9 protein-coding genes and 1 pseudogene are annotated in these 13,930 nt (G+C 72.7%); 5 read left to right on the top strand and 5 right to left on the bottom strand.

Features of this window, described 5'->3' with window-relative positions:
* Nucleotides 1-197 (top strand): annotated as a pseudogene (locus tag ACWDR0_RS16495) (hypothetical protein); the annotation flags it as partial.
* 93 nt (nt 198-290) lie between these two features.
* Here the strand turns inward: ACWDR0_RS16495 and ACWDR0_RS16500 are convergent.
* The gene (locus ACWDR0_RS16500; protein WP_456352379.1) at nt 291-1,364 is read right to left on the bottom strand and encodes a hypothetical protein; all 1,074 of its coding nucleotides are present in this window, start codon (nt 1,362-1,364) and stop codon (nt 291-293) included.
* A 162-nt stretch (nt 1,365-1,526) separates the two neighbouring features.
* Between ACWDR0_RS16500 and ACWDR0_RS16505 the strand changes: the two genes are divergently transcribed.
* The 4 genes from ACWDR0_RS16505 to eccCb all read left to right on the top strand — a co-directional run bounded on the left by ACWDR0_RS16505 (nt 1,527) and on the right by eccCb (nt 10,040).
* Nucleotides 1,527-2,309 (top strand): hypothetical protein, encoded by a 783-nt coding sequence (locus tag ACWDR0_RS16505; RefSeq protein ID WP_456352380.1) that lies wholly within the window; start codon nt 1,527-1,529, stop codon nt 2,307-2,309.
* 140 nt (nt 2,310-2,449) lie between these two features.
* On the top strand, nt 2,450-4,522 hold the full coding sequence (locus ACWDR0_RS16510; RefSeq protein ID WP_456352381.1) for a restriction endonuclease: 2,073 nt from the start codon (nt 2,450-2,452) through the stop codon (nt 4,520-4,522).
* A 123-nt stretch (nt 4,523-4,645) separates the two neighbouring features.
* Nucleotides 4,646-5,125 (top strand): hypothetical protein, encoded by a 480-nt coding sequence (locus tag ACWDR0_RS16515; RefSeq protein ID WP_456352382.1) that lies wholly within the window; start codon nt 4,646-4,648, stop codon nt 5,123-5,125.
* On the top strand, nt 5,061-10,040 hold the full coding sequence (gene eccCb, locus ACWDR0_RS16520) for a type VII secretion protein EccCb (protein ID WP_456352383.1): 4,980 nt from the start codon (nt 5,061-5,063) through the stop codon (nt 10,038-10,040). The genes ACWDR0_RS16515 and eccCb overlap by 65 nt, the downstream gene beginning before the upstream one ends.
* 26 nt (nt 10,041-10,066) lie before the next feature.
* Here the strand turns inward: eccCb and ACWDR0_RS16525 are convergent, their stop codons facing one another.
* The 4 genes from ACWDR0_RS16525 to ACWDR0_RS16540 form a co-directional block, all read right to left on the bottom strand.
* Nucleotides 10,067-10,627, bottom strand: coding sequence for a hypothetical protein (locus ACWDR0_RS16525; RefSeq protein ID WP_456352384.1), 561 nt, complete (start codon nt 10,625-10,627; stop codon nt 10,067-10,069).
* Entirely contained in the window at nt 10,624-11,760 is a 1,137-nt protein-coding gene (locus ACWDR0_RS16530) for a serine/threonine-protein kinase (protein ID WP_456352385.1), read from the bottom strand. The genes ACWDR0_RS16525 and ACWDR0_RS16530 overlap by 4 nt, the downstream gene beginning before the upstream one ends.
* A gap of 157 nt (nt 11,761-11,917) precedes the next feature.
* Nucleotides 11,918-12,610 carry a helix-turn-helix transcriptional regulator gene (locus ACWDR0_RS16535; protein WP_456352436.1) on the bottom strand — a complete coding sequence of 231 codons (693 nt, stop codon included), beginning with the start codon at nt 12,608-12,610 and terminating at the stop codon, nt 11,918-11,920.
* An 89-nt stretch (nt 12,611-12,699) separates the two neighbouring features.
* Complete coding sequence (locus tag ACWDR0_RS16540) at nt 12,700-13,854, bottom strand: threonine synthase (RefSeq protein ID WP_456352386.1); 1,155 nt, start codon at nt 13,852-13,854, stop codon at nt 12,700-12,702.
* Nucleotides 13,855-13,930 lie beyond the last annotated feature (76 nt).

Raw genomic sequence — 13,930 nt, forward strand, 5'->3', positions numbered from 1 at the left:
GCACGAAGATCGGCTCCGGCTGGGGCGGCATGGCCGACTTCGTCGGCATCGGCGACCTCACCGGGGACGGCAAGGACGACATCCTGGGCCGTACCTCGACCGGCGACCTCTACCGCTACGCCGGAAACGGCACCGGCGGTATCGGGTCCGGGGTGCGGATCGGCACGGGCTGGAAGAGCTTCGGCAGCGTGCGCTAGGCAGAACTCAGGTGCGGGGCCCGTCGGACAGACGTCCGGCGGGCCCCGTTCCGTCTCTCCGGACAGCTTCCGAGCACCGTTGCGGCGGGTCCGTCAGTGGCCGGGGTCGTGCGACCCCCACATGATCCGCATCCGCTCACGGGCTTCGTCGGGAGCGGGAACCCGCTCGAAGACACCGGGGGCTACCCGGTGAATGACGTCGATACCGTAGTGGTGCAGGAGGTCGCGCTCCTTGGGCTCGAGCTGTTCGGGAAAGAGCGCGGTGAGGCGGTCGAGTGTGCCGGGAGCGTAGCGCGCGTAGTCGAGCAGCTGAGCCATCGCCTCGCGAACATACCGGCGGTCAACGCGTGATTTGGCCTCGATGAGTTCGTTTCCTCCGGGGCCTGCCAGGAAGATGTCACAGATGCCGGCAGCACTGGAGAATCGTTTCGTCGTGGTACCGGCGAGTGATCCGCAGAACTCGATGACCAGTGCCGACTCGTCCCGGTTGAAGAAGACCTGCTGCGCTTCTCGTTCGAACATTCCCGAGCGGGTGTTCTGCCGTTCGACATCCAGCTCGCTGAAAGCGGCCGACGGTGCCACGGCACCGGCATGCTCCAGGGCGGTCCTGGTGGTGATGAGGAGACCGTCGATCGCCGTGCGGGCCCGCTCACCGCGAACCACCAGCTGTCCCGGGTACTGGAAGTTGGACTTGTACCCGAGAAGAGCGCTCAACGCAGCGTACGGAATCTCGGTCCGCTCGAACTGGCGGAGGCTGTAGACCGTGTGCCAGCCCTCACCACCGTGCTTCGGGGGCCACATCACATCGGCGAAGGAACCGTTCCGGAATATGGCTCCGATCTCGCCGACGGCTCGCACATGGTTCTTCCCGGTGAAGAGGACCACGTCGCCCGTGGACACCTCCGCCATCCTGGCGTCGTGATGCGCTGTGGCGCCCCAGAACCGAGCGCGTCCGTCCGGATGGAGCTCCTTCAGGCGGTTCAGCTGCTCATCCGTCACCTTCTCCGCGTACTCGGGTTCGGTGAACGGCACCTGCCGGTCCAGGGTGTCCTTCCAGTGGCGGCGCGATTCGGCGCTGCCGAATGCCGGAGAGACCAGCAGACGCGTCTCGTCGTACCCGGCCGTGGCATGAGGAAAATGGGCTTGGGTGATGTCAGCGATTCCCACGCTCGGATCATACGATCAACGCCAATCCGCGCTATGGGCCAGCGCGTTACGAGGCCCCGTCGCAGCGGTCCCGGTGTCGCCTCCGGGAGTCGAGAGCCGTGAGACCGGCCCGGGACACGGCCGGAAGGCCCGTTGTCGGTGGGGTGGGCTTCACTGGATGTCATGGAGCTGACCGAAACGACCGTCGCCTTACTGCTGAAGCGGCTCGGCACCGAGAGCGGGCCGCTCGCTCCGCCCCCGGGTACCGACCCGCAGATGCTCGTCGACATGGTGTCCGGCTGGTACGGAACACCGCGCACGCTGGTCCTCGACGGGTTTGCCGATCCGCAGGTGGACGAGTACGGCGGGGCGGAGCTGATCGCGCTGCTGGGCGGGCCGGGGGTGACGGTGCGGGCCTGGGCGTATGCCGGGCGGTGGGTCGGGGTGGGCAGTGTGAGAGGGGAGGGGCGGGCGGTGCTGGGGGCCGTGGCGCGGCGGGTGCGGCCGTTGGCCGGCGGGGGGCCCGGACCCGGGGAGGACTGGGTGGACCGGCTGGCCGCGATCGTCGGCTGGGACGAGGGGCCGCGGCGGCCGGACACCGACTGGGCGGCGGTGGAGGGGCGTCTGGGCACCCGGCTGCCGCGTGACTACAAGCGGATGGTGGAGGTCTTCGGGGACGGTGTCTTCGACGACTATCTGTATCTGAACGTGGAGCCGTGGTCCGTGGAGGAGGACGCTCTGCTCATGTGGGCGGGCACCGAGCAGGAGGACATGTTCTGCTGGCAGGCCCGGGTCGGCGATCCCGACGGCTGGGGCGTCGTCGTACGGAACTACGGCGAGGAGGAGCGGTTCGAGTGTTCCGCTGCCGAGCTGGTCTGCCGGATCCTCGTGGAGCCCCGGCACCCGTACTCCACCGCTCGGTACTTCGACACCCACTGGTTCGCGAAGGTCCCCGACGAGGAGTGAGCGGGGTGACCTGAAGGCAACTGTCCCAAGGGCATGGGCGCTTCCCCGGTTGCCGACTAGAGTCGGTTCATCACTACTGGTTATGGGGTCGGAGCCCGGTGCGCGCATGCCCGGGTGCCGGTGGGGAGGACCCGTAGAGCATGAGTCGTCGCTCCAGTGGAATGGCCGGAATCTGGGCCGAGGCGCAGCGGCAGCAGCAGCGGCAGTCGGAGGCGCAGGCCCGGTACCAGCGGGACCGGGAGAGGGATCAGCGCGCGCAGGAGCGGGAGGTGGCGCGCAGGCAGCGGGAGCAGCGGGCGGCGTACCGGGAGCTGCGGGAGGCGGAGGCGCGGCGGCGGACGCAGGAGCTGGACGCGCGGGTGGAGGCGTTGCAGGGACTGCTGGTGGCGGGATGCCGGGCGCCGGTGTTCCGGGCGGGGGCGCTGACGCGTCCGGAGTATGTGGAGCCTTTCGTGCCGGGGCGGCTGGCGCAGCCCGTACCGATGCCGGACCAGAGCCACTACCAGGCGGGCGGCGGCTGGACCGCGGCGCGGCGGGCGCAGGCTCAGGCGGAGGCGCGGGCCAGGTTCGAGCGGGACTGGCATACGGCGCAGGCCGCCGAGGCGCAGCGGCAGCAGCAACTGGCCGCGTACCGGGCGCAGTACCAGCAGTGGGCCGATGGGCAGCTGGGGGAGATCCGGCGGCACAACGCGGGGATCGCCGAGATGACGGCGGGGCTGCGGGGCCGTGATCCGGAGGCGACGGTGGAGTACTTCTCCGCGGCGCTGTACGCCTCGGAGGGCTGGCCGGAGGAGCTGCCGCGGCAGGTGTCCGCGGCGTACGACGCGGCCGCACGCCAGCTGGTGATCAACTGGGAGCTGCCGCGGTACGCCGTCGTACCGGAGGCGAAGTCGGTGCGGTACATGATCAACGCGGATCAGGAGAAGGAGTCGCCGCGGCCGGTCACCCAGCGCCGGGCGCTCTACCGCGATGTCCTGGCGCAGTGTCTGCTGCTGGTGCTGCACGACCTCTTCGCGGCCGACGAGTTCGGGGCGCTGGAGTCGGTCGCGCTGAACGGCTTCGTCGATGACCACGATCCGGCGACCGGCCGTCGTGCCGCCATCTTCCTCGGCTCGGTGACGGCGCCGCGCGCGGTATTCACCGCGCTCCGTCTGGAGCAGGTGAATGCGGTGAACTGCCTGGTGGACGGGTTGCGGGGGCAGTTGTCGGTGCGCCCCGACCAGTATGCGCCGGTACGGCCGGGGCGGGTGCCCGAAGATATCGGCCAGGGAGTCGTCACCCATGGCGGTGACGACGATCCGGATCTGTACGAGATGGACCCGATCGCCTTCGAGGAGCTGGTCGCGGAGCTGTTCCGGGCCATGGGCATGCAGGCCGTGACGACCCGGCGCTCCAACGACGGCGGGGTGGACGTCGATGCCCTGGACCCGGCGCCGATCCGCGGCGGGAAGATCGTCGTCCAGGTGAAGCGCTACCGGAACACCGTGCCGCCGACGGCGGTGCGCGATCTGTACGGCACGGTCCAGGACGCCGGTGCCAACAAGGGCGTCCTGGTCACGACGTCCCGTTTCGGCCCCGGTTCGCATGCCTTCGCCAACGGCAAGCCGCTGGAGCTGGTGTCGGGCCCGGAGCTGGTGGACCTGCTCCAGCGGCACGGGCTGCGCGGGCAGCTCGGCGGCGGCCGGGCGGTGCCCGCCCCGCGGTCCGCCCCGGACGAGGAGCCCGGCGGCGACCACAATGTGCTGGGAATGGCCTGGTCGGGCCGGGTCGCGCTGGACGTGTGCGCGCTGGTCTGCCGCGGGAACCGGGTCCTCGACGACGACCACTTCGTCTTCTACAACAACCCCCGGACACCGGACGGTTCGGTCCGCGCGCTGATACCCGTCGCCCCGGACAAGGCGGCGATCCGGGTCGACTTCGACGCCCTGCCGGCCCGGGCCGACCGGCTGGTCGTCGTGGCCGCCGTCGATCCCGAGGCGAACCCCGCGGCGGACCTCTCCGGTTTCACCGATGCGGCCATCCGGCTGCTGGATGCCGAGGGCACTCCCCTGGACCGGCTGGCCGTCTCCGACGGCCGCTCCGGCGAGACCGCCCTGGTCCTGGGCTCCTTCCGTCGCCGTGCCAACGGCGACTGGGAGTTCGTCGCCGGGGGCAACGGCTACCCGGGCGGTCTGGAGCAGCTCATCCAGGAGTACGGCATCGAAGTGGAGTAGGCGTGGAGTGAGAGTGGAGTGGAAGTAGGGGTGGAGTAGCGCTCACGGCCGGATGTGGTGACCGCGGGCGCTATACGATCAGCCGTCTGTGGTTCAGTCGGACGGACACGGCCTGGAGGCAGGGTGTACGAGCTGGTACTGCGCGTGGACGCCGGGGACGGAGCGTCCGCCGAGCAGGTGGAGCGTCAGGTCAAGGCGCTGTACAAGGACTTGCGGGCGTTCGGCCGGTACGGCGTGGCCCGCAAGGAGACGGAGGCCCCGGAGGGCTCGATGGCCTCCGCCGGGTACGAGATCGGTACGCTCGTGGTCAGCGGGGTCCTCTCCGCCGCCGGGCTGAAGGCGCTCGGCAATGTGCTGGTGGCCTATGTCCAGCGGTCCAAGGCCCGTGCCGTGGAGTGGGAGTTCGAGGGCAACAAGGGTTCCTTCCGGGCGCTGTCCGCGAAGGACCAGGAGCGGCTGGTCGAGGTCGTGGCGGCCCGGATCGCCGCCGGCGCGGACGCCGACGCCGACGGCAGCGGTAGCGGTAGCGGAGACGGCGGTGAGCCGGAAGGCGGGGGCGGCGGGAATGGCGGGGCGCCGGATCGCACTGCTGGTCGCAACTGACGGCTATGTCGACCCCGGGCTGAACCAGCTGCGGTCGCCCGCCCGGGGCGCCGACGAACTGGCGGGCCTGCTCAAGGACGAGGCGGTGGGCCGCTTCGACTTCGTCCGGACGCTCACCAACCGGCCGAAGGAGGAGATCGAGCGCGAGATCGAAGCGCTGCTCAGCCGGCGGTCGCCGGATGATCTCGTGCTGCTCTACCTCGCCTGCCACGGCATCCGGAACGACACCGACCGGCTGTTCTTCGCGACCATCGGTACGGACCTGAACCGGCCGCACACCACCGCCGTCCGGGCCGACCTCATCCATCAGCTGCTGGACGAGTGCGAGGCCCGCACCAAGATCGTCCTGCTGGACTGCTGCTACAGCGGACTGTTCCACCGGGCCACCCCGATGTCCCCGGCACCCGTCGACGTCGAGGCCGCACTCGTCGGCCGCGGCACCTTCGTGATCACCGCGTCGACGGCGCTGGAGTACGCCTACGAGGGCGAGCAGCTCACCCTGGACAACGCCCGCCCGGTGTCCCGCTTCACGGCCGCCCTCAACGAGGGCCTCTCCTCCGGCCTCGCCGACCTCGACCGCGACGGTGTGATCACCCCGGACGAGCTGTACACCTATGTGCACGACGCGGTCGTCAACCAGACCGGCCCGGAGCAGACGCCCACCAAGTCCGGCCAGTACGAAGGCCATGTACCGATCGCCTACGCGGCCCGCACCGACCCGGCCACGGGGCTGCCCCCGCGGGGCGCGCAGCGCGACCAGCTGGTGCTGGGCTCCCTGCTGCCGCCGCCCGTCGACACGCCCGACCGCGGGTTCATCTGCGACGCCTGGGAGGGCGCGTCCCGGCTGATCGTCCCGATCGGCCGGGCGCCCGCGGCCACCGGTGCCGATCCGACCTGCCTCGACCTGTCGAGCCGGAGCGGGAACGTCGCCGTCATCGGCCGTCTCGGCAGCGGCAAGACGACTCTGCTGCGTTCGCTGACGATGTCGCTGACGCTGACGCACACCCCGCACGAGGCCGAGTTCTACCTGCTGGAAGGGGCCGTGAACCGGCTCGGGGTGCTGCGGTCGGTCCCCCATGTGAAGCAGTTGGCCGCGGCCCATGAGCACGAGGCCGTCGGCCGGGTCCTCACCGCGCTGAAGGACGCGGTGGCCGCCCGCCGGGCCCTCTTCCGCGATCTGGACATCGATTCCGTCGAGGAGTTCCGCGAGCTGCGGGCCGCGGGCCGCCTCCCGCACGACAGCGGCAGCGACGTTTTCCTGGTCGTCGACGGCTGGCTCGACTTCGACTGGGAGCTGCCGGACTTCGCCCAGGAGGTGCACCGGATCACCAACGCCGGTCTCAACTACGGCGTCCATCTCATCGCCTCGGCCCGCCGCTGGACCGATTTCGGCCCCAGCCTGCTGGGCCTGCTCGGCACCCGGGTCGAACTGCCCCTCGACGATCCGGCCGAATCGCAGATCGACGCCACTCTCTCCGGCGGTCTGGGGGTCGGCTGGGCGCTGTCGCACCGGCGGCGGTTCCGGGTGGCGGTGCCCCAGCTGGAGGAGGTCACCGACCCGGCGGACGCCCGCCGTTCGCTCACCGAGACGGTACGGCGGATGCGGGACCGCTGGCTCGGGGTACGGCCGGACACGGCGGGTCCGCCGCGTACCGACGTCCCCTTCACCGAGCTGTACGGCATCGAGGACGCCGGACGGTTCGACGCGGCCGCCGCCTGGGCGCCGCGCCCGCCGGAGGAGCGGCTCCGGGTGCCGATCGGGGTCGGCGAGGACGGCCGCCCGGTGCTGCTCGACCTGAAGGAGTCCGCGCAGGGCGGGACGGGCCCGCACGGCCTCTGTGTCGGTGCCACCGGCTCCGGGAAGTCGGAGCTGCTGCGGACCCTGGTCCTCGGGCTCGCCGTCACCCACTCACCGCGCTCCCTGAACTTCGTGCTCGCCGACTTCAAGGGCCGTTCGACGTTCGCCGGTACCGAGCGGCTGCCGCATCTCTCGGCTCTGATCACCGGCCTCGCCGACGATCCGGCGCTGGTGGACCGGATGAGCGACGCCCTCGGCGGCGAGCTGAGCCGCCGCCAGGAACTGCTGCGGAAAGCGGGCAACTACGGCAGTGTCGCCGCCTACGAGGCGGACCGGGCGGCCGGTGCGCCGCTGGCCCCCGTGCCCTCGCTGCTGGTGGTGATCGACGAGTTCTCCGAACTGCTCGCCGTACGGCCCGCGTTCCTGGAACTCCTGGTGATGATCGGCCGGATCGGCCGGGCCCTCGGGGTGCATCTGCTGCTGGCCACGCAGCGCCTGGAGGACGGAAAGCTGCGCGGGCTGGACACGTACCTCTCGTACCGGATCGGGCTGCGCACCTTCTCCTCGGCCGAGTCCCGCCGGGTGATCGGCGTCCCGGACGCCTACCATCTGCCGTCGCTGCCCGGTTCCGGATATCTGCGGGACGGCACCGACCGGCTGACCCGGTTCCGGGCGGCGTATGTCTCCGCGCCCCAGGTGTCGCCGCAGCCGGGACTCACGGGAGTTGCGGGGCATCCAGGACTTCCGGGGCTTCCGGGAGTGCAGGAGCCGGCGCTGAAGGAGCCGGTGGGGGCGGCGTCGGCCGGGGCGGCACGGTACGTGCCGTATCCCGGGGCCGGATCCGGGGCCTGGCCGGAGCTGCCGCCGCTGTCGGAGCCGCCGGAGCTGCCGGACGGGGTGGCCGTGGTGGCCGTGGTGGCACCCCGCGACTCCGGGGAGAGCGGGGAGAGCGGGGAATCCGAGGACCTTGGCATGTCCGGCGACCGGCCCCCGGCCGATCCGCGGCTCGCGCCGTCCGGCGACGGGCAGCCCGGTGCCGGGCCGGGAACTCCCCGCGACGAAGGTGCCGCTGATGCCGTTGACCGGTCGGTCGTACCGGTGGGTGCGGCGGCCGGTGACCCGGCGGAGGTGCCGTGGAGCGGCCCCGCGGAGGTTCCGGCGGACGTCCCGGTGGGCGTCCCGGCGGGCGCCGCTGCCGGACCCGGCGGCGGTCCGGACCCGGCCGGGCCCGGCACCCCGCACCCGCACCCGCACCCGCACCCGCACCCGCACCCGCAGAACGGTGATCCGGCCTTCCCGTCCGGCCCGGACGGGACCTCCGGCGGGACCCCCGGCGGGACGTCCGGCGCGCCCGACGATTTCGGTGGCTTCTCCGCCAGCCTGCTGGACGTCCTGGTCGGGCGGACCGCCGGACAGGGGCCGCCCGCCCACCCCGTATGGCTGCCGCCGCTCGGCGATCCGGTCGCCCTCGACGAGCTGCTGCCGCAGCTGGAGTGCACGCCGGAGCGCGGACTGCACCCCCCGCGCTATGCCGCGCTCGGCCGCCGGAAGGTCCCCGCCGGGCTGGTCGACCGGCCCGACCAGCAGCGCCGCGAACCGCTGCTCCTGGACCTCTCCGGCCCCGGCGGCAACGGTCTGATCGTCGGCGCCCCGCAGTCGGGCAAGTCGACCCTGCTGCGGACGGCCCTGCTCTCCCTCGCCCTGACCCACACTCCGGCCGAGGTCCAGTTCTACTGCCTCGACTTCGGCGGCGGCGGGCTCAAGCAGCTCAGCGGGCTGCCGCATACCGGCGGGGTCGCCGGACGGCTGGAACCGGAGCATGTGCGGCGTACGGTCGCCGAGGTGTCCGCCGTCCTCTCGGTGCGGGAGGAGCTCTTCCGGGCCGAGGGCATCGAGTCGATGGCCGCCTACCGCTCCGGCCGGGCGGGCGGCCGGTGGCCCGAGCACCGCTTCGGGGACGTCTTCCTGGTCGTCGACGGCTGGTCCGGGTTCAAGAGCGAGTACGAGGAGCTGGAGACGGCCGTCGTCGACCTCGGCACCCGCGGCCTGGGCTACGGAATCCATCTGCTGCTCACGGCCACCCGTTACGCCGAGGTCCGCACCTCGCTCCGGGACCATCTCGGGACCCGTGTCGAGCTGCGGCTCTCCGACCCTTCGGAGTCGGAGATCTCCCGGAAGGCCGCGGAGGACGTACCGATCGGGGTCCCCGGCCGCGGGCTCACCTCCGACAGGTTCCACTTCCTGGCCGCCGTACCGCGGCTGGACGGCCGCCCCGCCGCCGACAGCGGGCTCACGGAGGCCACGGCACATCTTGTCGCCGCCGTCCGCTCGAACTGGGCGGGCCCGCCGGCCCCGCCCGTCCGCGCCCTGCCCGTCCTGTTGCCCGAGAGCGCGCTGCCCGCCGCCGCGGGCGGGGCCGGGGACGAGATCCTGCTGGGCCTGGACGAGACGACGCTCCAGCCCTTCGGCCTGGATTTCGAGTCCGATCCCTGGCTCGTCGTCTTCGGCGAGTCCGAATCCGGCAAGACGTCCCTGCTGCGGCTGCTGGCCCACCGGATCGCCGCCCGCTACACCCCCGACCAGGCCCAGCTCATCGTGGTGGACTACCGGCGGTCGCTGCTCGGCGAGCTGCCCCCGGAGCACGTCACGCAGTACGTCCCCGGGCTGGGGCTCCAGCCGCATGTCGCGGCGCTGACCGACCTGGCCCGGCGCAGGCTGCCGACCCCCGACATCACCCCGGAGCAACTGCGGAGCCGCAGCTGGTACACCGGGCCGGACCTGTTCCTCCTCGTCGACGACTACGACCTCGTCGCGACGGCGTCCGGGAATCCGCTCCTCCCGCTGCTGGAGCATCTGCCGTTCGCCCGGGACGTGGGCCTGCGGCTGGTGCTGTGCCGGAGTTCGGCGGGTGCGAGCCGGGCACTGTACGAGCCGCTGCTCCAGTATCTGCGGGAACAGGGCGCACCCGCGATCACGCTCTCGGGCGACCGGTCCGAGGGGGCCCTCTTCGGCTCGGTCATACCGTCCCGGCAGCCCCCGGGCCGCGGCACCCTGACCGGCCGCCGCAATCGCGCCCGCCAGGTGCAACTGGCGTACCGCCCGTCCCGGAACGGCTGACGCGCACCTCGTCTCCGCCGGGGGGCTCAGGGCACCGGCGGGGGCGGTGGCGGCTGGGCCTGGGCCGCGGCGGCGGTGGCGTCCCGGGCGGCCCGGCCCACCGCCCGGACATCGCCCGCGTCGGAGCGCCGCAGGACGAAGATCTTCGCCAGGGCGATCAGGCTGGGGCCGCAGAGCAGCACGGCCAGCCACCACACGTCCCGGGCGACGTAGACCCCGGCGCCCAGCATCGCGACGCTGACGGTCACCCCCGCGTAGAGGCTCGCCATCCGGAAGGAGTGGCGGCGCTGTTCCCGTTCGGCGTCGGCGGCGAGTTCCGCCGCGGCCCGGGCGTCCGCCGCCTCCTGCCGGGCGGCCTCGCGGCGGACTTCGATCTGCTTGAGCCGGATCTGGTGCTCCCGCTTGAGCTGGGGCTCCAGCGCCTCGAAGGCGATCTTGAGCTGTTCGGGGCCGCCGAGCGCAGCGCCCCACTTCATGGCGATGTCGAGCCCCGCGGAGACGACCGGGTCCGGGTCCGCGGCCGGTCCCGGCAGGGGGTGGCCCGGCAGGGGGTGGCCCGGGGCGGGATTGTTGTCCTCCACGTTCACTGCTGTGCGCCTCCGTCCCCGGTACCAGCGGGTGTGCAGTCGAGTTCGGTGGGCTCGGGCGGCGAGCCCAGCCGTACGAAGAGCCGGGCCAGGGTGTGTTCGAGGGTCTCCGCGGCGTTCTCGGCGTCGGCAGCGGTGAGATCGGGCGGGAGCGGTACGGGTTCCGGCGGCTTCGGCGGCCGCGTAGCCTCTGCCGTCCGCCCGGCCCGCCCGGCGGCGGGGGGTGTCCGGCCCCGGGCCGTACTCCGGCGGGCGCGGTGCTCCGGGCGGGGGCCGGACGGCCCGAACCCCGCAGGCAGCGGCCCGAGCCGGGACGGGACGCCCGGAGGGTCGTCCAGGAACGAGGGGTCAAGACAGGTGAGGGCATCGATCAGGCCATGACGGGCTGCCGTCGCGGTGGGACGCCGCAGGGGCTCCTGGTGGATCAGGCTTCCGATCACGGGCCACAGGAGTTCCGGGACCCCGTCCGGCGGGTTCCCCGCGGACCGGAGGTTGGGCAGGGTGAACACCTGGCCGGGCTCGTTGCCTTGCAGCAGGTAAAGCGCCATGGCGCCGACGGAGAACAGATCGGCCGGATGGTCCGGCTCCTCGCCCCGGGTCTGTTCCGGTGCCGTGAAGGCCGCGGAGAACGCGGTGTAGCGGGCCTCCAGCAGCCGCCGCTCGCCCCGGCTCCGGGCAAGGCCGAATCCGGCCAGCCTCAGATGCGGCTCGTCCCTGTCCGTTGCCTTCAGGAGTACGGCGGCGGGGTCGATGCCGCGGTGTACGGCACCCGTCTCATGCACGACCTCCAACCCCGCGAGCAGTTGGTCCAGCAGGACGCAGACCCAGGGAGGCGGCAGCGGGCCGTGGTCGGCGACGAGGTGGGCCAATGTGCCGCCGTCGACGAGATCCATCAGGAACATGATCTTGTCGCCGTCGGCCACCCAGCGGTGCGGCAGCAGCACATGGGGATGAGTGATTCGTCCGGAGTACTCGCGAACGAAGGAGAGCAGGTCGAAGGCGGCACCGTGCCGGGTCACCTTGGCAGCGAGATAGCGGCGGTCCCGGTAGTCCCAGACCCGCCAGACGACACCGGTGCTCCCGTATCCGATCTGGTCGACCAGTTCGTAGCGGGAGGCGATCAGCTCACCCATGGTCCTGCGCCGCTCCCCCTCCGCCGGTGCCGCGGGGCCGCCGTACCGGTCCGGCCCGTCCGCTCCACCATGCCGGGTCCGCCTCCGGCCGCGCAGCCGGATCCGGGAACGGGTGACCCGTGGGGCGGATGGGCCGTGGCGCGGACGGGCCGGAGGGTCAGCCGCCGTCCTCCTTCGGGCCGTTCTCCCCCGGGTCGCTGTCCTTCAGGTCGTTGTAGACGGTGGCGCGGGAGACCCCGAGGACGGTCGCGAGGCTCTGCGCCGCGCTCCTGAGGTCGAGCAGGCCGTCGGCGCGCAGGGCGCGGACCAGGTTCCGGCGGGCGGCGGGCGGGAGTTCGCGCGGGGTGAGGCCGTGGGCCGCGGCCCGGGACTCGACCGCCGCGCGGAGCGTGTCGAGGGTCCGGGGTACCAGGGTCTCGGGGACCGGCGGCTCGCCGGTGGTGGCCGTGAGGCGGTGGAGGAGGCCGGTGACGCGGTCGAGGGCGGATACGTCGAGGTTGAGGCAGAGCGCCGCGATGTACGCGCCCTCGCTGTTGCGGATGCCGATGGACGTGCTCTTGGCGGCGCGGCCGTCGGGGAACCGGTTGGGGTAGTTCTGGACGATGTCCGGGAAGTCGGGGTCCTGGAGCCGGGCGAGGCCGAGTTCGGTGGCGGGGTCGCCCGGGAGGCGTCCGGAGAGGGGGTTCTCCACGGCGCGTACGGCGTGGGCGGGGTCGCGCAGATCGTGCAGGACGACCTCGCAGAGGCCGGGGAGCATCCTCCCGACGGCGGCGGCAATCTTCTCGGCCTCGCGGAGCAGGTGTTCGTCCTCGGCGCGGGGCGCGGGCGGGACGGGGGCGGAGGCGGTCACCGGGCCGGATACGGGCGGCGCGGTGACCGGGCCGGGCCCGGCGCCCCCGGCGCCCTCCGCCGCGGTCCGGGGCCGGGGCAGCGGCCCGGTCACCGGGCGTCCCCGCCGAGGATCCGCTCCATCACCGGGGCCGTCTTCAGCGCCGAGCCGGTGAGGATCACCACGGTCCGCTGCCCGGGTTCGATCAGCCCCCGGCGGGCGAAGCCGGTGACCGCAGCCGCGGCGGTGGCGCTGGTGGGCTCCGCGTACAGGCCCTTCCGGGCCAGCCCCCGGACGGCCTCCTCGATGGCCTGCTCGGGGACGACGAGCAGATCACCGCCCGAGGCCCGGATCGCGCGCAGCACCTCGGGGAGGCGTACGGGGTGCCGGATCGCGGTGCCCTCGGCGATCGTGGGGGCGGTCGCCACGGGTACCTCGTGCTCCGCCCCGGCGCGGAACGCCGCGTACAGCGGGGCGCAGTTGGCGGGCTGGGCGACCAGCAGGCGCGGCAGCCGGTCGATACGGCCTGCCGCCAGCAGTTCGCCGAAGCCGGTGGCACAGCCGAGGACCGTGCTGCCGGCGCCCGCGACGGTGATCACGTTGTCGGGGGCGCGGAAGCCGAGGTCCTCCCAGATCTCGTAGGCGAGGGTCTTGGTGCCCTGGAGGAAGAAGGGGTGCCAGTTGTGTCCCGCGTAGACGGCTCCGGCTTCGGCGCGCCGCAGGGCTTCGGCCGCGGTGGCGTCGCGGTCGCCGGGGATGCGTTCGATATCGGCGCCGTACGCCCGGGTCTGGAGGATTTTGGCGGGTGAGGTGTGTTCGGGGACGAGGATCCGGGCGCGGATGCCCGCGGCGGCGCAGTAGGCGGCGATCGACGAGCCGCCGTTGCCGGAGCTGTCCTCGATGATCTCGGTGATGCCGTGGTGGGCGAGGTAGGAGATCAGCAGGCTGGCGCCGCGGTCCTTGAAGCTGCCGGTGGGGTTGGCCCATTCGGCCTTGTACGAGACGGGCACGCCCTCCCATTCGCCGTCGAGCAGCGGGGTGCAGCCCTCGCCGAGGGTGATGGGCGCCAGCGGCAGCGGGAAGGCCGCGCGGTACCGCCAGAGGGAGCGGCGGGCGGTGTCCACGGCGGCGGGGGCGGGGCCGGGCAGCGGGGTGACGGACAGCGGTGCTCCGTCGTCGCCGCGCCAGCGGTGCGGGTCGGTGAGGGGGTAGGTGCGGCCCGAGCGTTCGTCGAGATAGGCGGGGGCGGGGCGGACGGTCGTCATGCTCGACAGATTTTCCAGAACTGGACTTTCTGTCAAGGGATATCGGTCCGGCGAGGGTAAGGGGGAAGGAGAGGGG

The organism is Streptomyces sp. NPDC003691 (assembly GCF_053981115.1).